Origin of the sequence: Gulosibacter sp. (genome assembly GCF_052090685.1) — a bacterium.
In the GTDB taxonomy this organism is placed as follows: Bacteria; Actinomycetota; Actinomycetes; order Actinomycetales; family Microbacteriaceae; genus Gulosibacter.
The window spans coordinates 32655-53108 of the sequence record NZ_JBQDBE010000014.1; the positions used below are offsets into that span (position 1 = coordinate 32655).

Annotated in this window: 16 protein-coding genes; 13 read left to right on the top strand and 3 right to left on the bottom strand. The window is 60.8% G+C overall.

What is annotated here, in order from left to right:
• Nucleotides 1-33: 33 nt before the first annotated feature.
• Nucleotides 34-1077 carry a M56 family metallopeptidase gene (locus ACTHXA_RS10355; RefSeq protein ID WP_441672056.1) on the bottom strand — a complete coding sequence of 348 codons (1044 nt, stop codon included), beginning with the start codon at nucleotides 1075-1077 and terminating at the stop codon, nucleotides 34-36.
• A gap of 7 nt (nucleotides 1078-1084) precedes the next feature.
• Nucleotides 1085-1444 carry a BlaI/MecI/CopY family transcriptional regulator gene (locus tag ACTHXA_RS10360; RefSeq protein WP_441672058.1) on the bottom strand — a complete coding sequence of 120 codons (360 nt, stop codon included), beginning with the start codon at nucleotides 1442-1444 and terminating at the stop codon, nucleotides 1085-1087.
• A 162-nt stretch (nucleotides 1445-1606) separates the two neighbouring features.
• On the opposite strand from ACTHXA_RS10360, the gene ACTHXA_RS10365 reads away from it, so the two are divergent.
• Genes ACTHXA_RS10365 through ACTHXA_RS10380 form a run of 4 tightly spaced genes read left to right on the top strand, consistent with a single transcriptional unit; the run spans nucleotide 1607 to nucleotide 9433 of the window.
• A complete protein-coding gene (locus ACTHXA_RS10365; RefSeq protein WP_441672060.1) occupies nucleotides 1607-3208 on the top strand; it encodes a cytochrome ubiquinol oxidase subunit I in 1602 nt (533 codons plus the stop codon).
• A 49-nt stretch (nucleotides 3209-3257) separates the two neighbouring features.
• Complete coding sequence (gene cydB, locus ACTHXA_RS10370) at nucleotides 3258-4322, top strand: cytochrome d ubiquinol oxidase subunit II (RefSeq protein ID WP_441672062.1); 1065 nt, start codon at nucleotides 3258-3260, stop codon at nucleotides 4320-4322.
• On the top strand, nucleotides 4319-7912 hold the full coding sequence (gene cydC / locus ACTHXA_RS10375) for a thiol reductant ABC exporter subunit CydC (RefSeq protein WP_441672064.1): 3594 nt from the start codon (nucleotides 4319-4321) through the stop codon (nucleotides 7910-7912). The genes cydB and cydC overlap by 4 nt, the downstream gene beginning before the upstream one ends.
• Nucleotides 7913-7942: 30 nt before the next feature.
• Nucleotides 7943-9433 (top strand): Hsp70 family protein, encoded by a 1491-nt coding sequence (locus ACTHXA_RS10380; protein WP_441672066.1) that lies wholly within the window; start codon nucleotides 7943-7945, stop codon nucleotides 9431-9433.
• On the opposite strand, the gene trmB is transcribed toward ACTHXA_RS10380, so the two are convergent.
• Entirely contained in the window at nucleotides 9430-10341 is a 912-nt protein-coding gene (trmB, locus tag ACTHXA_RS10385) for a tRNA (guanine(46)-N(7))-methyltransferase TrmB (protein WP_441672068.1), read from the bottom strand. The genes ACTHXA_RS10380 and trmB overlap by 4 nt on opposite strands.
• A 75-nt stretch (nucleotides 10342-10416) precedes the next feature.
• On the opposite strand from trmB, the gene dapA reads away from it, so the two are divergent.
• From dapA to ACTHXA_RS10430, 9 genes are all read left to right on the top strand, one after another.
• Nucleotides 10417-11391, top strand: coding sequence for a 4-hydroxy-tetrahydrodipicolinate synthase (gene dapA, locus ACTHXA_RS10390; protein WP_441672069.1), 975 nt, complete (start codon nucleotides 10417-10419; stop codon nucleotides 11389-11391).
• Nucleotides 11392-11433: 42 nt separating this feature from the next.
• Nucleotides 11434-13149 carry a ribonuclease J gene (locus ACTHXA_RS10395; protein ID WP_441672070.1) on the top strand — a complete coding sequence of 572 codons (1716 nt, stop codon included), beginning with the start codon at nucleotides 11434-11436 and terminating at the stop codon, nucleotides 13147-13149.
• A 122-nt stretch (nucleotides 13150-13271) separates the two neighbouring features.
• The gene (locus tag ACTHXA_RS10400) at nucleotides 13272-16085 is read left to right on the top strand and encodes a DNA translocase FtsK 4TM domain-containing protein (protein WP_441672071.1); all 2814 of its coding nucleotides are present in this window, start codon (nucleotides 13272-13274) and stop codon (nucleotides 16083-16085) included.
• A 15-nt stretch (nucleotides 16086-16100) separates the two neighbouring features.
• Nucleotides 16101-16694: a CDP-diacylglycerol--glycerol-3-phosphate 3-phosphatidyltransferase gene (gene pgsA / locus ACTHXA_RS10405; RefSeq protein ID WP_441672073.1), complete on the top strand. Its 594-nt coding sequence runs from the start codon at nucleotides 16101-16103 to the stop codon at nucleotides 16692-16694.
• 110 nt (nucleotides 16695-16804) lie between these two features.
• Entirely contained in the window at nucleotides 16805-17425 is a 621-nt protein-coding gene (locus ACTHXA_RS10410) for a CinA family protein (protein ID WP_441672075.1), read from the top strand.
• Nucleotides 17426-17518: 93 nt separating this feature from the next.
• Entirely contained in the window at nucleotides 17519-17851 is a 333-nt protein-coding gene (locus ACTHXA_RS10415) for a helix-turn-helix domain-containing protein (RefSeq protein WP_441672077.1), read from the top strand.
• Nucleotides 17852-17964: 113 nt separating this feature from the next.
• Nucleotides 17965-18195, top strand: a complete 231-nt coding sequence (locus ACTHXA_RS10420; RefSeq protein ID WP_441672079.1) for a DUF3046 domain-containing protein — start codon at nucleotides 17965-17967, stop codon at nucleotides 18193-18195.
• Nucleotides 18196-18495: 300 nt separating this feature from the next.
• A complete protein-coding gene (gene recA, locus ACTHXA_RS10425; protein ID WP_441672081.1) occupies nucleotides 18496-19557 on the top strand; it encodes a recombinase RecA in 1062 nt (353 codons plus the stop codon).
• Nucleotides 19558-19583: 26 nt separating this feature from the next.
• Nucleotides 19584-20339, top strand: coding sequence for a regulatory protein RecX (locus ACTHXA_RS10430; RefSeq protein ID WP_441672082.1), 756 nt, complete (start codon nucleotides 19584-19586; stop codon nucleotides 20337-20339).
• Nucleotides 20340-20454 lie beyond the last annotated feature (115 nt).

Below are 20454 nucleotides of genomic sequence, written 5' to 3' on the forward strand. Positions count from 1 at the left end.
ACAAAAGCCCGCCTGCACGGAGTGCAGCAGCTGCTAGAAGATCGCGAGTGGCGGCAGCACAAGGAGCAGCACTGCGCTCGTAATCACTGCTCCGCGCGCACCCGTTCCCAGCGGATTCGGGTCGTCGAGCAGGCGCCGAACTCGCGCTTCGACCGGGTTGGTTCGCGGGGGTGCGGCCCACAAGAACCTAATCGCGCGAGGGATCCAATGCTCGCGGGGCGAGGCGTCGGGAACGCTTGCGAAAGGGTCTTCAGTCGGAGGTATCGATACCGGTGACGTTGATCGAAGCGGCGTCGAACTCACCGGCGCCTGCTGGCCGAGTGCAACGACCCTGATCGAGGCAACGAGTGCGTCACGAGAAACACTGCGCAGCGCCAAATCGTCGGCGAGCATCTCGATCAGCAGCGCCACCGACTCTTCGGCACGCGTTGCGATCGGAAACCAGGGCAGGGCGCTTGCCCACGCAGCGAATACCGTGAGCACGACCGTGTGTCGCTGTTCGAGATGGGCCTGTTCGTGCGCGATGACCGCCTCGAGCTCTTCGACGTTCAGCCGCCGCACGAGACCCTCGGATACGACAGTCATGTCACTTGTGAGGCCGGGCAAGCAGTACGCGAACGGGGTGTCGACGGCCACTTGGCGAGTGTGTCGTTGCCCGGGGACGGGGGTACTTAACAGTTCGATGAGGTCCCGGTGGCGTCGATGATGACGCACGGTGCTGGTCGTGGTGACCGCCAAGTTCAAGATCAAATGGGTGAACAGCAGCGCCGCGAGACACAGCGAGGCCGCGTGGAGAAACCCGAACCCCGGTGGAAAATCGCCCGCCCACAGACTCCCGTCGAAGACGCGAATCAGGAAATGACCGAGGGCATCGGACAGTGAATCACCGTAGGACTGCAGCCCAAAGACGAGCAGCGAGCTGAGCATCGAGAAGCCACCCGCGAGCGCGATCGCTTGCCACAGTACGAGCGCCAAAGTGGGGGAGCGCCACGTCCAGCGCGCTCGGGAAAGCAAGATCGGTACCGGCCACGCGAGTGCGATCGCGAGCGCCGCGAGGCCGAGTGAGAGAGCCAGCACCGAAGGGCTAGTCCGCGAGTAACTGGCGCAAGGTCTCCGCTTCGTTCGCGTCGACCCGACCGACGAAGCGGGCGAGGACTGCATCCCGTTGCCCACTGGCGGCGAGCGCTTCGTGCATGAGGTCGGCGACGTAGTCGGCCTGTGAGCGCACAGGCTGATAGCGATGCGGGCGCGAGCTTCGTTCGCGGGAGACGAGTTGTTTTTTCTCGAGTCGACTCAGCACCGTGAGCACTGTCGTGATCGCCGGGTAGGGCTTGCCATTTGCGCCGGGTGCACCGGTGTCGAGTTGGTCGCGTAGTTCGAGTGCTGACTGTGGAGCGTCTGCTTGCCACAGCAGTTCCATGAGTCGTTTCTCCAACTCGCCCATTGTTCATTGCCCTTTCACCGGTCAGTTCTACATCAGGTAGAAATCGAGTTCTATTTGATGTAGAAATGAAGCTGTCTTCGACACAGCGTAGAACACAAATCCTTCGGAGCCAAGCGTTTCGAATGGACCCGGCCCAGTCTGACCACCTCTGAGAGGAACCCCGTGGAACTCGATCCCGTTCTGATTGCTCGGTGGCAGTTTGGTATCACGACCGTGTACCACTACTGGATGGTGCCGCTCACGATCGGGCTCGGACCGATTCTCGTGTTCATGCAGTGGCGTTGGATGCGCACCGGGAACGAAATGTTCCTGCGCATGACCAAGTTCTGGGGCAAGCTCTACGTGATCAACTTCATCATGGGCGTCGCCACGGGACTCGTGCAAGAGTTCCAATTCGGCCTCGCGTGGAGTGAGTATTCCCGATTCGTCGGTGACGTATTTGGCGCGCCGCTCGCGATGGAAGGCTTACTCGCGTTCTTCTTCGAGTCGATCTATCTCGGGATGTGGATATTCGGCTGGAAGCGACTGTCGAAGCGCGTCCACCTCTTTTCGCTCGCGAGTGCAGTGCTTGCGAGTATCCTCTCGGCCTACTTCATCATCGTCGCAAACTCGTGGATGCAGCACCCGGTTGGTGTCGAACTCGTCGATGGTCGAGCAGTGATGACCGACATTTTCGCGGTGCTCACGAATAGCACGGCGATTGCCGCGTTCTCGCACGCGATTTTCGGCGCGTTGATGGTCGCGGCGGGAGTCATCATCGGGGTGTCCTTCTATCAACTGTGGCGTCGACGCCACGACGGCATCGATACGGTGGATGCGAAGGGTCACGTCATCGTCGGTGCGGCACCCGCGATCCCCGGTCGCGACGCGCTTGATCACCGGGTCTGGCTGCGGTCGCTGCGGATCGCGGGCGTGGTCAGCCTGGCTGCGTTCGTTGGCGTCCTCGGAACGGGGGATGTCTTGGGCAAACTGATGTACGAACAGCAACCGCTGAAAATGGCGAGCGCGGAAGGCGCGTGCCACACGGGCACGGCCTTCTCGGTGCTCAGCGTTGGTAGCCTCGGCTCCAAAGACTGTGATGACATCACGCCGATTCTCGAGATTCCCGGGGTACTTTCCTTCCTCGCAAAGGGCGATTTCACGACCGAAGTGCCCGGAATTAACGAGCTCTTGCCAGTCTACGAAGAGCGATACGGAACGCACCTGCCGGAAGACGAGATGTATGGTGATCGTTCGGGCGAGGAAATCGACTACTTGCCTATCGTCGAGGTGACCTACTGGGGATTCCGGATCATGATCGGATTCGGTGGGCTCTCCGCATTTGCGAGCCTCCTCGCGCTCTGGCTGACCCGCAAGGGAACGGCGCCCGCGTCGAAATGGCTCATGCGCGCTTCCATCGCTTCCATCGCGCTGTCATTCATCGCGAACTCGAGCGGCTGGGTGTTCACCGAAATGGGCCGCCAACCATTCGTGGTGGCGCCGAACCCGGTCATGAACGACGGCATCTTCATGTTTACGGCGGCCGCGGTATCGCCGGGCGTATCGGCGGGTGAACTGCTGTTCAGCTTGATTTCATTCACCGTCATTTACGGCGTGCTGCTCGTGGTCGAACTCTTCCTGATGCGCAATTACGTCCGCGGTGGTATCGCGAGTGCGATGCCAGAGCTCGCGAAAGAGTCCGAGGATGAGGACAAGGACGACGCCGACTCACGCGACGGCAAGGGTCGAGGGCATCGTGATGACGTACTCGACTTTGCTTTCTAACCGGAATCTCCGAGCCCACACGGCCGTCGCGCAGAACTGAGGAATGAACATGGATCTACCGAGCATTTGGTTCGTTGTTATCGCAGTGCTCTGGTTCGGGTACCTCCTACTCGAATGCTTCGATATGGGTGTCCTCATGCACTTCTATGGGATCGCTCGGACGCCCACTGAACGACGTGTGCTGCTCAACACCATCGGTCCGGTCTGGGACGGCAATGAAGTGTGGTTGATCACGGCGGGGGCGATGACCTTCGCGGCCTTCCCAGACTGGTACGCCTCGCTCTTTTCCGGGTTGTATGTACCGCTCGTATTCGCGCTCTTCGCACTCATCTTCCGTGCTGTCGCGATCGAGTACCGCAGCAAGCACCACACCGAGCGATGGACACAGACCTGGGATGCGGTAATGGCCATTGCCTCCCTCGTCGCATCCTTCGCCGTGGGCGCGATGCTCGCGATCACCACAACCGGCTTGCCCATCAATGACAATGGCGACCGAGTCGGCGGAGTGTGGGCCTGGTTCAGCGTGCCCGCAGTGATCGGCGGTCTCGCACTCGTGTGCTTCAGCCTGGTGCACGGAGCCGTCTTCCTCGCTTTGCGCACTGAGGAACCGATTCGAGAACGCGCCCGCACCTTTGTGCTGCGTTGGGGAATCGTGGGCATGCTGCCACTTGTCGCGTGGGTGGTCTGGGTACAGGTGCAGTCCGGCAGCTTCCTCACCTGGAGCTTCGTGGTGGCTGCGGCCGTGGCACTCGTGATCTCGATGGCATTCATCCGGGCACGTCGCCAGCGCGCGGGGTTCATCGCGATGGCGACCTTCTTGGCCTTTGGTGTGGCAGCGATTTTCGTCGCGGTCTACCCGGTGGTACTGCCGTCGACCATCGATCCAGCGTTTAACCTCACCGTATGGAACGCTTCGAGCAGCGAGTACACGCTCGGCGTCATGAGCGTCATTGCGCTCATGGGGATTCCAGCCGTTGTCGTGACCCAGGCATGGAGCTACCGGATTTTCTCGAAACGACTCGCAACACGGCACATCCCACCACTCCACGAAGTGGTTCCTGCTATCCCGGCGGTCGAACACGGTGTCAGCGACCGTGGGAACAAATCCGAATGACGCGATCAATACGGGCGGCACGATCACCGATTGCCGGACTCGGTCGGGACGGAAAACGCGCGCTCGTAGTGCTCGGAGTGGTCGCAGCCATCAACGCAACGGGATTCGTGCTCATCGCCGAGGCCCTCGCGCGCGTAATCACCGCGGTCTTCAACCAGGGCACTTTTGAACCTGCCGCAATCGCGATCGGGGTAATCGGGGCCGTGCTGCGCGCCGCTGCCACATGGGCGAATCGAATGTTTTCCGCGCGTGCAGTGTCGGCAAGAAAGACGGAAATCCGCCGCGGACTTGTTTCGCGAATTCTTCGCGGTAGCGACCAACCCACCGGCGCGATGGGTACGCTCGGCACTCGCGGACTCGACGATCTTGACGAATACTTCATGACGTTCTTGCCGTCAATGGTTGCGGCAATCATCATCCCGCTCATCCTGCTCATTCGCATCCTCTTTGCTGACTGGCTGAGCGCCGTGATCATCGTGTTGACGATTCCGCTCGTGCCGCTGTTCATGATCCTGATCGGGCTGACGACGCGAGATGCGGTCGATAAAGCACAGGATGCGCTGTTGAGAATGTCGGGGCACCTGGTCGAACTCGCGCGCGGCCTGCCGGTGCTCGTCGGGCTCGGCCGAGTTCGAGATCAACTCGGCGCCCTCGACCGGCTCTCCGATGATTATCGGCAGCGCACGATGCAGACGCTGAAGACCGTGTTCATGTCCTCCCTCGCGATGGAACTCATCTCCACCATCTCAATGGCAGTGATCGCCGTGTTCATCGGAGTGCGGCTCGTTTACGGCGGGCTCGACCTGGAAATCGGGCTGCTCGTGCTCATTCTCGCCCCGGACTGCTACGCGCCATTCCGACAAGCCGGTGCGGCCTATCACGCCGCCGAAGACGGCGTCGTAGCACTACAGCGCGTAACTGCGGTGAGCGAAGAACCTGTAGCGCAGCCACTGTGGGATGCGGCGGAAGCAACCCGGGAGCCGGCCGTTCCGCAAACATTGACTGTCCGCGGCCTGAGCGTCGCGTTCGAGGGGCGGGAGCCGATTCTCGAAGACTTCAGTTTCCGCGCACACGCCGGCGGACTAACGCTCCTTGACGGACCGAGCGGTGCAGGAAAATCAACGGTGATCACCGCACTGGCTGGACGGCTGGGGCATGTGGATGCCGTTGCTGGAGCCGATACCGACCCGGATGCGAAGGTCGTTACCGACGCATCCGCACAGCCCAAGGTGCGAGGCCGAGTCACGGGCATCGATCCGAACCGATTGGCCTGGTTGCCGCAGCACCCCCACGCTTTTGGCGAAACCGTCATGGCGGAGCTCGAGTTGCACGCGCGACTCACGGACTCGCGGTCGGTGCCGGAATATGACGTGGAGTCACGACTTGACGGCTCTTCAAGGATCGCCGTAATGCGTGTCCTGCAGGAAGTGGGGTTGCTCGTATCAATCGCGGACCCCGATCACACACCACCCCACGCACTGAGCCCCGGAGAGTTGCGGCGCTTGGCGGTTGCACGTGTGTTATTGCGCATCGATGCGGGAGCCACCACGGTGCTCCTCGACGAACCCACCGCCCACCTCGACCCGCACTCGGCCGAACTCGTTCGTGACGCTATTCGGCGTCGTATTGGGAAGGCGACAATGATTGTCGCGTCGCACGACGAGCTCGTCCACGAAATGTGTGCGCATCGCGTGCGAGTGAGCGGAGCAAATGACGAGCGTTCGGTGCTGGCGAGTATGGCGCCCGGTCACCGGGAACGGGACCGAGTCGCACACACCGTTGTCCACCGCGGCACAAAGCCATCACGTAAGGATGCGAAAACCGACGCGATGGCGGATGAATTACGTCGCGGGCGAAAGCCTCGCGCGACACCGCGGTCCTTGCTGCGACTGCTCCGGCCAGCGGGCTGGAGCTTTGTACTCGGCATCCTAATTGCCGTGGGGGCGGTGATTTTCGGTGTCACGCAGACCTCCATCTCGGGCTGGCTCATCGTGCGCGCCGCCGAACAGCCACCGATTCTTCTGCTCATGGTTGCAATCGTGGGCGTGAGATTCTTCGGGATCGGTCGATCACTACTTCGCTATCTCGAGCGGCTGCAAGTGCATGATGCCGTATTCCGACTCGCAGGTCGACTTCGTCGACAGCTCTGGACCACGCTCGCGAGCACTGCCTTGCGGTTCAAGCGACTGCGTACGGGGCCGGCAGCGCTTGACCTCCTCGTCCGCGAAGTTGACGCGATTCGTGATGAGGTCCCTCGCGTGCTGGTACCGCCGATCGTGGCCTCGATTTCCGTCGTCGCGGCACTCGTCGCCGCCGCAATCTGGCTGCCGGAAGCGATCGCGCCCTTATTCGCGTTGGGAATTGTCGCTTTGGTTTTGGCCCCGGCGCTCGTTCGCGTGGCGGATAACCGTGCGACACGCGAGGAAGAACGGGTGCGGTCACGACTCTCACAGCGATTTATTGCGCTGCTCGAAGCCGGACGAGACCTACAAGTGCACCGTGTCGAAACTGAGCCGCTGCGTGAACTCGCCGACCTGGAAGCCGAAGCGATGCGCTTCACGCGGCGCGCAGCGTGGGCGCAAGGCGCAGCCAACGCGCTCGTCGTGGGAGCGACAATCGCAGCGGCACTGTGGCTCACCGCGAGCCTCGGACTCCTCGCGCAAGATGCTTCCGGTGCCGGAATTGATGCGAAACTTCTCGCCGCCTTCGCCCTCGGAATGCTCGCGCTCGCCGAGCCACTTTCGGATGGCGTGACCGCGGTGCAGCGCTGGCCGCGACTGCGCTCACTGCTCGATTCGGTAGACGGCGTGCTCGGCATTGAAGCAACCGAGGCCGAAGCAACCGAAGCCGAACCAAACAAACAGGACGCCGGCATCAAGCAGTCACGGTCGGAGTCTGCCGAACTCGCAAGCACGACACCGCAACTGGCGCCAGCGCTCGAATTGCGCGGGGTGCATGCCGGCTGGCCCGAACAAGAGTCCCCGGTCTTTGAGGACCTCACCGTGACGCTCGAGCGAGGCGACTGGCTCACCGTCACCGGACCATCCGGTTCGGGAAAATCGACCCTGCTCGCAACAATGATGGGCCACTTGCCGGTGCTCGCTGGCGACGTGCGTGTCTCGGGAGTACCGGTTCGTGCCGACGCCGCGAACCGTATCGCCTGGTGTCCGCAAGAAAGCCACCTCTTCAACTCGACACTGCGCGGCAATTTGATCCTCGCACGACCGGCCGACAACATCCCAACCGACTTCGAACTCGAACTCACACTCGAACGAGTGGGGCTCGGTCCGCTGCTCGACTCGCTCGACGCCGGTCTCGATACGCCGATCGGGGCAGATGGCTCCTGGCTTTCCGGTGGCCAGCGTCAGCGAGTGGCGGTTGCTCGGACGCTACTCACGAACGCACCGGTGGTGCTGCTCGATGAGCCGACTGCCCACCTTGATGAGCAAGGAGCCGAGGATCTGCTGCGGGATCTGCGCTCTGCGCTCGCGAATCGCGCGGTGGTGTGTGTCACTCACCGAGTTGGAGAACTTGCTGCGAGTGACCGGCACTTGCAGCTTTCCCCGAGTACGGTGCGGGAGTCTGTGTAGTCGTTCCTCAGCCTTGCTAGCGTTAGCGCTATGCGACTTGGCATCGACTTCGGGACTACCCGCACGATCATCGCTGCGGCTGACCGCGGCAACTATCCAGTGCTCACTGTCGATGACGCCGACGGTGACACGCGAGACTACATCCCGACACAGGTCGCGCTCGATGGCGATCGGCTCGTGACGGGGTGGGATGCGGTCCGGCTCGGTGCCGAGGGGGTACCGGTCGCTCGCTCATTCAAGCGACTGCTCGGCGCACCGGGCAGCACGGCTGAGACTCCGGTGCGTATTGGCGAAGAGCTTGTCCCGCTTGGCCGAGTGATGGCAGCCTTCGCGAATCACGTGGCCGAAGTCATCCGGAGTCATTCACTTTCGACCGGCCCCTTACGTGCGGTGGTTGGAGTGCCCGCAAACGCCCACAGCGCGCAGCGGCTATTGACGCTCGATGCCTTCGCACAAGCGGGTATCGAAGTCCTCTCGCTCGTGAACGAACCAAGCGCGGCCGCATTTGAATATACGCACCGACACCCGCGCGGCATCAACACGAAACGCTCGACCGTGGTGGTCTTCGACCTCGGCGGGGGTACCTTCGATGCATCGATGGTGCACATCCAAGGGACGAAACACGAGATCGTTCGAGCACTCGGCATCAATCAGCTGGGCGGCGACGATTTCGACGAGGTGCTCGCGACCCTCGCGAAGCAAGCGGGCGGATTCGAACACGATGCGATTGGACGTCGCGCTCATGCCCGGTTGCTCGACGAAGCGCGCAGCGCGAAAGAGCGAATCGCGCCACAGTCGCGCCGCATTTTCCTCGAGTTCGGTGACACCGACATCACGGTGCCGGTGGATGCGTACTACGAAGCGTGCGAGGGGCTGGTTGAACGCTCGATCGCCACGGTGGGTGAACTGCTCGGTGCCGAGGGCACAACCAACCTGGTGGGGTCTGACATAGCCGGTATCTATCTCGTCGGCGGAGCCTCGGGATTGCCGCTCATTCCACGACTGCTTCGCGAACGCTTCGGGCGCCGTGTGCACCGCTCACCGCATCCGGCCGCATCCACGGCCATCGGCCTCGCGATCGCTGCCGACCCAGACTCCGGCTATGCGCTACGAGACCGCCTGGTGCGCGGGATCGGCGTGTTTCGCGAACAGGATGCGGGAAAGCAGGTTGCGTTCGACGCCCTGATCGAACCAGCCGCGGGACCGGATGAACACGGGGAAATCATTGCCCGACGGCAATATCGAGCTGCGCACAATGTCGGCTGGTTCCGATTCGTCGAGTACTCGGCCCTCGATGACGCGGGGGAACCAACCGGGGATATGAGCCCGCTCGTCGAAATTGTTGTTCCCTTTGACCCGGCACTGCGAGACGTGGAAGACCTCCGCGAAGTCGCCGTCGTGCGTCGCGAGAGTGGGCCACTCATCGAGGAAACAGTGCGTGTGGATGCCAACGGCATCACGTCAGTTCGGCTCGAAGACCTCGACACGGGGTACATCGCCGAGGCTACCGCCCACCGCTAGCCGTTTTGGGTGGGCGCTTCACGGCGGACTCCGACGATATCGTGCGCGGGACGGCCTGCGAGCCTTCCGCGTTCCTCGAAATGGGTGAGCAAGCGCCCTTCGTAGCGTGGCGCGAACCCACCGCGCTCGGGTTCGCGATCCTCGGGATCCGGTCGCTCACCGACGTGCGGGTTGTCGAACCACGCAGCCGCTTCGATGACATCCCGCATTTGCCACGCGTAGTTCTCCCAGTCCGTGGCCATGCGCCAAATCCCGCCCGGTTCGAGCACTCCGGCAGCTGTCAAGGTGAACAAATCGCTCACGAGCCGGCGCTTGTGATGACGAGCCTTCCGCCAGGGGTCGGGGAAGAAGGTCCACAACTCGTGGGCGCGAGGATTCTTCGCGTTCTGGTGCGAAGCAGCCACCAGCCCCGTGGCAATTCCGGTGCCGTCAACACCAACACCGGAGCCACCCTGCACCGCACGATCATCCTGCACAATTTCAAGCCCGAAGACGATCGGCAAGGCCTGAGCGACATCCGCCTCAATGATGCGCACGTTCGAGAGCTCAGCGCGTGCAAAGTTGCCAACGCATTTGGCGACCCCCGGATGCCACGCCTCGAAGGCCAGAAAGTTCCAGTCGGGATGCTGCTGCGCCGCGTGAGTGAGCTGCTCACCATTGCCCGGACCAATCTCAACGATGAGCGGTGCCTCGCGGTCAAACTCCGCAGTGAGGTCGATCAGCGCATCCGGCGCCACCGTGGCCGCAGCCGGGCCAACGGGAACATCGATGATGTAGGTCGGACCGTGCTGTTCGAGCACCTCGTCGTAATCGCGCGCCATGCGGTTGTGGCCGCGCATCGAGAAGGAACGGATGCGGTACTTCGCTCGCGCTTCCGGGTTTGAGCGTGATTGGTGCTGGGATTCCATGCGGTCTATCTTCGCAGTACGACAGCCTGTGCACGGTTTCGTGCTGTCCCAAGCCGTGCGGGGTAGGCTGTCACAGTGACTGTAAACAATCCTTTTGGCCAGGTGCTCGTTGCCCTCATTACGCCCATGGACCACGACGGTGAAGTCGCGTGGGACGACGTTGAGCGGCACGTTGACACACTCGTGACCCAGGGCGTTGACGGCATCGTGGTGTCTGGCACCACGGGCGAAACGTCGACGCTCACTGATGAAGAAAAGCTCAAGCTGATCACGGTATCCAAAGCGGTCGCTGGCGACCGGGCAAAGATCATCCAGGGTGGCCCGTCGAATGAGACGGCACACGCGATCCAGCTTGCCAAGCAGTCTGCCAAGGCCGGTGCCGATGCGGTCATGGCAGTCACGCCCTACTACAACAAGCCCACGCAGGCGGGTTTGCTCACGCATTTCCGGATGGTCGCCGACGCAACCGATCTGCCCATGCTTGTCTACGACATTCCCGGCCGCGCCGGTGTGCCGGTCAAGTACGAAACGATTCTTCGACTGGCTAAGCACCCGAACATCCTGGCGGTGAAGGATGCGAAGGGTGACCTCGCCGAGGTCTCTCGCGTGCTCAATGAGACTGATTTGCTCTACTTCTCCGGCGATGACGCAATGGTGTTGCCCTCGCTCGCGATCGGTGCTGTGGGGCTGATCGGGGTGACCGCAAACATCGCACCAAAGCCATACCGTACAATTGTCGACGCAGTCAATCGCGGCGATCTCGCCGCAGCCACCGCAGAACACCGGCTCCTAGAGCCTTTGGCTCGAGCAACGATGACGCACATCCCTGGGACCGTCTCGACCAAATACATCCTTCACGGCCTGGGCCGAATCTCCACTCCGCGCGTGCGATTGCCGCTCGTCGGTCCGGAAGAATCGGAAGCGACACTCATTGAGAACGATGTCGCACAGGTGCATGGACTTGGCGGTGTTGACTTCACAAACTTCCGCCCCGATCGGAACGCAGCCGCAGGCGGCGCGCTTCCAAAGATCGCGGGCACCACCCGGTAGCTCTCGCTACGCGGGTGACACCGCAACAATGACAGGTACTGAATGACCGATACTGCAAACCAGGCTGCCCAAAAGCAGAACCTCCCCAAGCTGAAGCGCGACACAATGCGCATCATTCCGCACGGTGGGCTCGGCGAGGTTGGCCGCAATATGACCTCCTTCGAGATCAACGGCAAAATCCTCATCATCGACTGCGGCGTGCTCTTTCCCGAGTCCACCCAGCCCGGTGTTGACCTGATCCTGCCCGATATCGAATCGGTCATGGATCGACTCGACGACATCGTCGGCATCTTCCTCACCCACGGGCACGAGGACCACATTGGTGGCGTGCCCTATCTCCTCAAGCGCAAGCCGGATATTCCATTGATTGGCTCGGCGCTGACGCTCGCACTCGTGGAAGCGAAGCTGCGGGAACACCGAATCAAGCCGTATACGCTCACCGTCACTGAGGGTGACATCGAAGAATTCGGTCCCTTCACCTGCGAATTCATTGCAATCAACCACTCGATCCCGGACTCGCTCGGCGTGCACGTGTCAACGGAAGCCGGAAACTTCATCCACACCGCCGACATCAAGCTCGACCCGACTCCGATGGATGGTCGATTGACTGACCTTCGAGCGTTTGGTCGCCTCGGTGAAGAAGGCGTGGATCTCTTCCTGTGCGACTCCACCAACGCGGAAGTACCGGGGCACTCCGGTAGCGAGATGAGCGTTGGCCCAGCGATTCACGAAGCGGTTCGCACCGCGAAGGGTCGCGTTGTGGTTTCGAGCTTTGCGAGCCACATTCACCGAGTTCAGCACGTGATTAATGCCGCGGTTGAAAACCGTCGCAAGGTCGCCCTTGTTGGCCGGTCAATGACCCGCAATATGGGCATCGCCCTGGACCTTGGCTTCCTCAACGTTCCGGACGGCGTGCTTGTTGATTACAAGAAGGCGCTCGGTATGCAGCGCAACCAGGTGGTCTTCATCTGCACCGGTTCGCAGGGCGAGACGCTCGCGGTGCTCAACCGCATTGCCCAGCACGATCACGCGATTGAGGTTGGCGAGGGTGACCGTGTCGTACTCGCATCCAGCCTCGTTCCGGGCAATGAGATTCCCGTGTCCAACATGATCAATAACCTCATGAAGGCGGGTGCTGACGTTGTCCACAAGGGCAATGCGCACGTTCACGTCTCGGGCCACGGGTTTTCGGAAGAGCTGCTCGCTTGCTACAACATGATCCAGCCGAACTACGCCATGCCCGTGCACGGCGAATACCGTCACCTCGTGGCGAACTCGCGGATTGCTGCGAGCTCCGGTGTCGCTGAAGACCACATGATCATCACCGAAAACGGTGGTGTCATCGACATGGTTGAGGGTATCCCGCGCAAGGTCGCTGATATTCCGGTTGGCTTCGTGTACGTCGATGGGAAGACCGTTGGGTCCGTCACCGAAGATGACATTAAGGATCGCCGGGTGCTTTCCGAAGAGGGATTCATCTCCATCTTCGCCGTCATTGATCCCACCGACGGTTCCATCGTCGCCGGACCGGAGATCCATGCTCGCGCCTTCGCGCCTGACGACCGAGTATTTGAACCGCTCATCCCGCAGGTCCGCAAGGCTATTGAGGATGCGCTGGATGACGGGGTTCGTGACAAATATCGCCTGTCGCAGGCGGTACGTCGCATCGTCGGCCGCTGGGCAGGGACGAAGCAGCGTCGCCGCCCGATGATCGTTCCGGTGGTGACGTTCGCCAACCCGAACGAGCCTGCAAAATAACCTGCGCTAAACCGCAGCGCACCGGGGTCGAACCGCTTCACTGAGGTTCGGCCCCGGTTGTTTTTTTGGGGCACTCCGCAAGGTTGCTCGGCTCTGTCGGAGGGTGACGGTACCGTTGAGGTATGTCTAATTCGTCGCCGAAGCGTGCCCAAAACCGGAGCACGGGCTCCAATACGGGGTCCCGTGGCCGGTCGACGAAGTCTTCCGGAAAACAGCAAGACACCAAAGTCCAGCTCACCGTAGAAGAACAGGCGCTCGGTACGCGTGCCTGGAATGGGCTCGCGCACGCAGTCGGCGGCGCAGCTCGAGCGATGGGGCCGGAGCGTATTGCTAAGGAAGACCGTCGCGATACTTTTCCGATGGTGCTGTTCCTGCTCGCGATTGCGGGCGCGGTTACCGTGTGGTTTTTCCCGGCCAATGCATTCGCAAGCGGGCTTAACTCTTTTACCTTCGGTGGACTCTTTGGCGTCGTCGCGTACGCAATGCCGGTCATTCTTATGGGGCTGGCGTTGTGGCTGTTCCGTCACCCGTCCTCGGTGGACGACAACGGGCGAATCATGTTCGGCCTTGCCATGGCACTCTTCAGTGCCTGCGGAATTTGCCACCTCCACGGCGGTCAACCGCAGCCAGCTGAGGGGATGCCGATGCTCGCCACCGCGGGTGGCGTATTCGGGTGGATGATTGGGGCTCCGCTGGGCTTCCTGATCACCCCCATCGGCGCTACGATTCTGCTCTCGCTGATATTCCTGCTTTCACTCTTTGTAATCACCAAGACGCCCCCGCGACAGTTACCGAGCCGTATCCGTGCGGGCTGGAACTGGCTCGTCGGCGCAGAACAGCCTGGTGAAAAGAGCCGCGAGTCTGGAGCCGAAAGCACCGAAGCGGATGCCGATAGCGGTATCGAACGTGATCGTGAACGGGTGCCCTGGTGGCGCCGTAACGATTCGGGTCGAGAAATGGACCCCGCCTATGACACGCCGCTCATCGAACCGGATGATCGCGAGGGCACGGAAGCGGTCGAGTCGCTCTTCGAAGAGGCCGAGACGAAGGTGATTCCAAACGGGCGCGGCCCGAAGGGCAAGAAGCGCAAGCAATCCGCGCAGGATGAGCCCACCGTGGAGTTTGCAGCCGCTGGCGCGAAGCCCGAAGACCACTCCACCGAGGTGATTTCACCCGCTTCCCGGGACGACGCTGTCGATCCAGCCGCAACGCAGGTACTGCCGACTACCTCGGCACCAGCATCCTCTGAACCGAGCGAAGCTGATGCGCTTGCCGCGGTTGAAGAAGACGACACCGCGGATTGGGATACCCGCGCCGATGACCAGGCCGATGACTACGAGCTGCCAACCCAGTCATTCCTCAAACGCGGCGGACCAGCGCTGACCCATACCGAAGCGAACGAAGAAGTGATTGAAGCACTCAACACGACCTTCGCATCCTTCAAGGTGGAAGCCAAAGTCACCGGCTTCTCCCGCGGACCGACGGTCACCCGCTACGAAGTCGAAGTGGCCCCCGGCACCAAGGTGGAGAAAGTCACGCAGCTCTCCAAGAACATTGCGTATGCCGTGCGATCAAATCAGGTACGCATCCTGTCGCCAATTCCGGGTAAGTCCGCGATCGGTGTGGAGATCCCCAATACCGACCGCGAGGTTGTTCGTCTCGGCGACGTGCTTGGTTCGCAAAAGGCATTGAACGCGAAGCATGCCATGACGATCGGTGTTGGTAAGGATGTTGAGGGCGGGTTTGTGCTCGCGAACCTCGCGAAGATGCCGCATCTGCTCGTTGCGGGTTCGACCGGATCCGGTAAATCCAGCTTCGTGAACTCGATGATCGTGTCGCTGCTCACCCGCTCGAAACCATCCGAAGTGCGGATGGTTTTGGTTGACCCGAAGCGCGTTGAACTAACTCCCTATGCGGGCGTCCCACACCTCATTACTCCGATCATCACGAACCCCAAGAAGGCGGCGGAAGCGCTGCAATGGGTGGTTAAAGAGATGGAGATGCGCTACGACGACCTGGAGAACTTCGGGTTCCGTCACGTTGATGATTTCAACGCCGCAATTCGCGCCAACGAAGTGCATGTCCCCGAGGGCTCCAAGCGCAAACTCAAGCCCTATCCGTACTTGCTCGTGGTGGTGGATGAGCTTGCCGAGCTGATGATGGTCGCTCCTCGCGACGTGGAAGACTCGATCGTGCGGATCACGCAGCTTGCACGTGCCGCCGGAATCCACCTCGTGCTCGCCACCCAGCGACCTTCGGTGGATGTCGTGACCGGTCTGATCAAGGCCAACGTGCCCTCCCGGCTGGCGTTTTCGGTGACGAGTTCCACCGACTCACGAGTGATCCTCGACCAGGTTGGTGCGGAGACACTAATCGGTCAGGGTGACGCGCTGTTCTCGCCAGCCGGCCAGAAACCGATTCGTGTGCAGGGCGCTTGGGTTGATGACGAAGAGATCACCCAGGTTGTCCGCCATGTCAAGGAACAGGCACAACCCGAATATCGCACCGATATCAATGCGCCCGCCGAGAAGCGGGAGATCGACGCGGACATCGGTGATGATCTTGAACCGCTGCTCGCAGCAGCCGAATTGGTGATCACTTCGCAGTTTGGTTCGACCTCAATGCTGCAGCGGAAGTTGCGCGTCGGGTTCGCCAAGGCGGGACGGCTCATGGACCTCATGGAATCGCGCGAGATCGTCGGGCCATCCGAAGGATCGAAGGCACGAGACGTGCTGCGTTCCCCGGAAGAATTGCCGCAGGTACTGGCAATGATCCGCGGCGACGAACCGCCCGCCGGCGCGGCGCCCACCGAGTCAGAAACTGAGTACGGTGGCCCGGAAGACCAGGTCGCAGCCCAATACGAGGGGCTCGAGGAGGTCGAAAGTGACTCCGATGAAGACAGCGAGGACGCTTGGGGCCTCACCGGCCGCGATTAGCGCGAGGAGCAATAAGTGAATAAGCGCATTTGGCGCGTCGGCGAAGAGCCGGTGAGCGTATGGGCAGTCCCAAACATCATCACTATCATCCGCATTCTGTTCGTGCCGGCGCTGGTGTGGGCAATGATTGCGGACGATGGCCAGGGCGGCCCGCTTCGATGGCTTGCGCTGGCACTCTTTGTCGTCGGTATTGGGTCGGATGCGGTAGACGGTTACCTTGCGCGCAGCAGAAACCTCATCAGTGATTTTGGGAAGATTCTTGATCCGATTGCGGATAAGGCACTCACCGGTGCCGCGCTCATCGTCTTGTCCATCATCGGGGAACTGCCCTGGTGGGTTACCGGACTCATCCTGCTTCGCGAAATTGGCATCACCATCTGGCGACTCATTGAAGTGCGAAGAATTGTGCTGCCAGCCGGTCGAGGCGGCAAACTCAAAACCGTCGTGCAGGCCGTCGCGATTTCCCTGGCGATTGCACCATTCCCGGCGATTTTGGGCGACTGGATGCACTGGGTCAATACCGCAGTCATGGCACTCGCATTCGTGCTTACCCTTTGGTCGGGAATTGACTACCTTTTCCGTGCATACTTTCCACGGAAGCGCGATTAGCGAGGAAGCACTGAAGGTGGAGGACGCTCATGTCGGATCATTCGAAGAACCGGAATATTGAAACGAGCCCAATTCAGCCCCCTTCAGATCAACAGCTTGAGGACGCGCAGATGATTCCGCCAATTACCGCCGACGGCGATGCCGCAACGTCCGATTCGGCGGAGTTGCCGCCGCTACCACCGGTGCACAGTGGCTATAACGAACCGTCAGCGCAGGCACTCGAACTCGCGCAAATACTGGTCGACGCACACCTCACGATTGCCGTAGCTGAATCACTCACTGGTGGCGAACTCGCCTCTGAACTCGTACGAGTTCCGGGAATCTCCGAGTCATTTCTCGGCGGCATTGTTGCCTACCAAGACGAAATCAAACATTCACTCCTCGATGTCGATCAGCGCGTGCTGCACGAGCACGGCTCCGTGCATAAGGATGTGGCCTTGCAGATGGCCGAAGGTGTGCGTGAGAAATTTGAGATGCACGATCGGCACGCCGATATTGGCATCTCGACCACGGGAGTCGCCGGGCCAGACCCGTCTGCAAAAGACCAGCCGGCTGGCACGGTGTTCATCGGCATCTCGTCGCTCTGGGGAGAGCACGTTGCTGCGCTCGACTTCTCGAACCTCGTTCGGGAAGAGGATCCGATCGGTTCTCGCCAGCGCATCCGTTTCGCGACGGTCGAGGCTGCGCTGTTCAATTTACTCGAGCATCTCGCCATTCAAGCAGAACTCTGAGGATTTCCGGTTAGCCGGGAATGAATTCTCTCAGAAGTGAGTTATAAACTTCATGAGCCTCACCAAAGTAACAACAAGAAAGGGAGGTTCCGCATGGTGCTAGTCCGTCATGAAATGGGAGAGGTGCTTCGGAACGTCCGCCTTCGCAAAGGCGCCACTCTCCGGCAAGTCGCCGGTCGTGCATCCGTGGCGCTTGGATATCTCTCGGAGATAGAGCGTGGCCAAAAAGAGGCATCGAGCGAGATCCTCGCATCGGTAGCTGGAGCACTTGATACGCCGCTTTCGCAGATTTACCACGAGGTGGGTAACCGTCTCTCGGTACATGAAGAGAACGAGCTGCGCGAACAGCGCCTGGCCGGTGTCATTCCCGACACGGTGCCCGACGACATCCTGAACACCCACCACGAGCCTGTCGGCGCTCACTAGCGAGAGCCGTGGGCGTTTGACCATCGACCCGGTGTGATCGATGAGTCACAGTAGAACGTCTCGTCACCTTGAGTGTGCCGAGGCGTTCTTCGTTTCCCGAGTACGATATTCGGATGCGATTGAGTGAATTCCAGCGTGCCGTTGCCGATGAGTTTGGTGACGTGTACGGCGCAAGCGTCGTGCGGGATGTCGTGCTCGACGGATTGAATGACCGCACCGCCAAACAGGCACTCGACGATGGCGTCGATGCGCGGCAAGTGTGGGAAGCGCTGTGTTCGGGCATGGATGTTCCGAAGGAACGCTGGTACGGCGTTGGTCGGTTGGACCCACGCAGCAAGCACTGACACCCGGGTGCCGCGCAGCCGTGGTGCATTGCGGAGCATTCACTGCTGAGATTCGCTGCCGAAATTCGACACGCCCAGGAATCCCCCTCGAACAGCTGTTCGAAGCCGTGTAGTGTCATGCGTGTGGTTTGTGGATGACTCGTTTTCCACAGCAGGATGCCTCGCCGAACAGAATGTCGGTGGCCAAATCTACGCTGTGGGCAACAGGTCAATAACGAACCGCCCGCCTTGTCTGAACGCTCTCCATCAGCGCAGGACAGCCTGTAGGCGACAACCCTAAAAGCCCTAAGGAGCAACATCATGGCCGCACCAAAAGATCGCGATAAAGCACTCGAATCCGCCCTCACCCAGATCGACCGCCAGTTCGGCAAGGGCTCAGTGATGCGCCTCGGCAGCGAAGAACGCGCACCAGTCGAAGTGATTCCTACCGGCTCAATTGCGCTTGATGCCGCGCTCGGCATTGGTGGCCTCCCACGCGGTCGCGTGGTGGAAATCTACGGTCCAGAATCATCGGGTAAAACCACGGTCGCACTCCACGCGATTGCGAATGTCCAGCGCAGCGGTGGCATTGCCGCCTTCATTGACGCGGAGCACGCCCTCGACCCGGACTACGCCCAGAAGCTCGGCGTTGATATTGACCAGTTGCTGGTATCACAGCCAGATACCGGGGAGCAGGCCCTCGAGATCACCGACATGCTGATTCGATCCGGAGCGATCGATCTGGTCGTGGTCGACTCGGTTGCGGCCCTCGTACCGCGCGCCGAAATCGAAGGTGAAATGGGAGACTCGCACGTCGGTCTGCAGGCACGCCTCATGTCGCAGGCACTGCGAAAGATCACCGGTGGCCTGAACCAGAGCAAGACCACCGCGATCTTCATTAACCAGCTCCGCGAGAAGATCGGTGTGTTCTTTGGCAGTCCAGAAACCACCTCCGGTGGTAAGGCACTGAAGTTCTATGCCTCGGTACGTCTCGACATCCGTCGCATCGAAACGCTGAAGGACTCGGGTGACGCGGTCGGTAACCGTACCCGTGTCAAGGTGGTCAAAAACAAGATGGCTCCACCCTTCAAGCAGGCAGAGTTCGACATTCTCTTCGGCCACGGAATCTCCCGTGAGGGCTCGCTCATCGACTACGGCGTTGAGCACGGGATTGTGCAGAAATCCGGTTCGTGGTTTACCTATGATGGCGACCAGCTCGGGCAGGGTAAGGAAAACGTGCGCCGATTCCTCCTTGAGAACCCGGAGGTCGCGAACGAAATTGAACACAAGATTCTTGTGCAGTTGGGCCTTCGAGAGGGCGAACCCGAAGCGGAGTCCATTGTCGATGGCGCAACGGGCGAGATCGTGGAACTCGGCGCCTAAGGTTCGCGATTCAACAGAGTGACCGAATGAAGTCTGAATCAGACGACCTCGCAGAGGTCATCGCATTTCCGGGCGCGCAGCCTGCGTCAACTGACCGAGAGGACAGCTTGACGCAGCTGCGCGCCCGGATGGCCGCGACCGAAGCCGAATACGCACCGGACCGAGCCGCAGCACAGAAACCTACCGCGTCAAAAAAGCGACCGACGCTAACCAACAAACCCGGACGATCCGTTGAATTCGCACCCAAAGCGGAGGCCGATGAGGGCGATACAGACACGAACGATAATGTCTCGACAATGCCCGGAGTCTCTTCCTCCCAGGCCGCCGACCGAGACGAAGCAAGCAATATGCTGGTTCGAGCACTCGGTCGAAGCGCCAAGTCGGTGCGCGAAGCAGAGAAATTTCTTGCCGAGCAGACCGAACTCGGCATCAGGGATCGAGAACAGATCATTCATCACATGATCGATCTGAACTACCTTGACGATGCTCGATTGGCGGAGCAGTTGATGACGGGTTCACTGAGCCGTAAGGGCCTCGGAAGTGGCGGTATCAGCAGAGAACTCCGCAAGCGGGGCATCGACGAGAGCATCGTCCAAGATGCCCTTGCCGGGTTTGACCGCGACACCGAATTTGACCGTGCCGTGGAGCTCGCACAGGAACGCGCATCCCGTTTCCGAGGACTCGATGACGACACTGCCCGGCGACGCCTCTACGGCTATTTGGCACGTCGCGGCTTTGGTGGGGATATTGTGACTCGTGCGATCAACGAGGCACTGAGCTAAAAGCGCTGGTCACTCCCCAAGGACTAAGCTGGCATTACCTTCTTCTCCCACGTAATTAGGGGTAATTTATTCGTGTCGGCAAGCAAATCTCGTAGTTTCGGTAGAACCCTCGGCG

What these genes read in the sequence shown, in the direction of transcription:
- trmB (WP_441672068.1), bottom strand. Translation starts at nt 10,341, where the DNA reads ATGGAATCCCAGCACCAATCACGCTCAAACCCGGAAGCGCGAGCGAAG.
- ACTHXA_RS10415 (WP_441672077.1), top strand. Translation starts at nt 17,519, where the DNA reads ATGGTGCTAGTCCGTCATGAAATGGGAGAGGTGCTTCGGAACGTCCGC.
- ACTHXA_RS10430 (WP_441672082.1), top strand. Translation starts at nt 19,584, where the DNA reads ATGAAGTCTGAATCAGACGACCTCGCAGAGGTCATCGCATTTCCGGGC.
- cydB (WP_441672062.1), top strand. Translation starts at nt 3,258, where the DNA reads ATGGATCTACCGAGCATTTGGTTCGTTGTTATCGCAGTGCTCTGGTTC.
- ACTHXA_RS10395 (WP_441672070.1), top strand. Translation starts at nt 11,434, where the DNA reads ATGACCGATACTGCAAACCAGGCTGCCCAAAAGCAGAACCTCCCCAAG.
- ACTHXA_RS10380 (WP_441672066.1), top strand. Translation starts at nt 7,943, where the DNA reads ATGCGACTTGGCATCGACTTCGGGACTACCCGCACGATCATCGCTGCG.
- ACTHXA_RS10400 (WP_441672071.1), top strand. Translation starts at nt 13,272, where the DNA reads ATGTCTAATTCGTCGCCGAAGCGTGCCCAAAACCGGAGCACGGGCTCC.
- ACTHXA_RS10410 (WP_441672075.1), top strand. Translation starts at nt 16,805, where the DNA reads ATGATTCCGCCAATTACCGCCGACGGCGATGCCGCAACGTCCGATTCG.
- ACTHXA_RS10360 (WP_441672058.1), bottom strand. Translation starts at nt 1,444, where the DNA reads ATGGGCGAGTTGGAGAAACGACTCATGGAACTGCTGTGGCAAGCAGAC.
- recA (WP_441672081.1), top strand. Translation starts at nt 18,496, where the DNA reads ATGGCCGCACCAAAAGATCGCGATAAAGCACTCGAATCCGCCCTCACC.
- cydC (WP_441672064.1), top strand. Translation starts at nt 4,319, where the DNA reads ATGACGCGATCAATACGGGCGGCACGATCACCGATTGCCGGACTCGGT.
- ACTHXA_RS10420 (WP_441672079.1), top strand. Translation starts at nt 17,965, where the DNA reads ATGCGATTGAGTGAATTCCAGCGTGCCGTTGCCGATGAGTTTGGTGAC.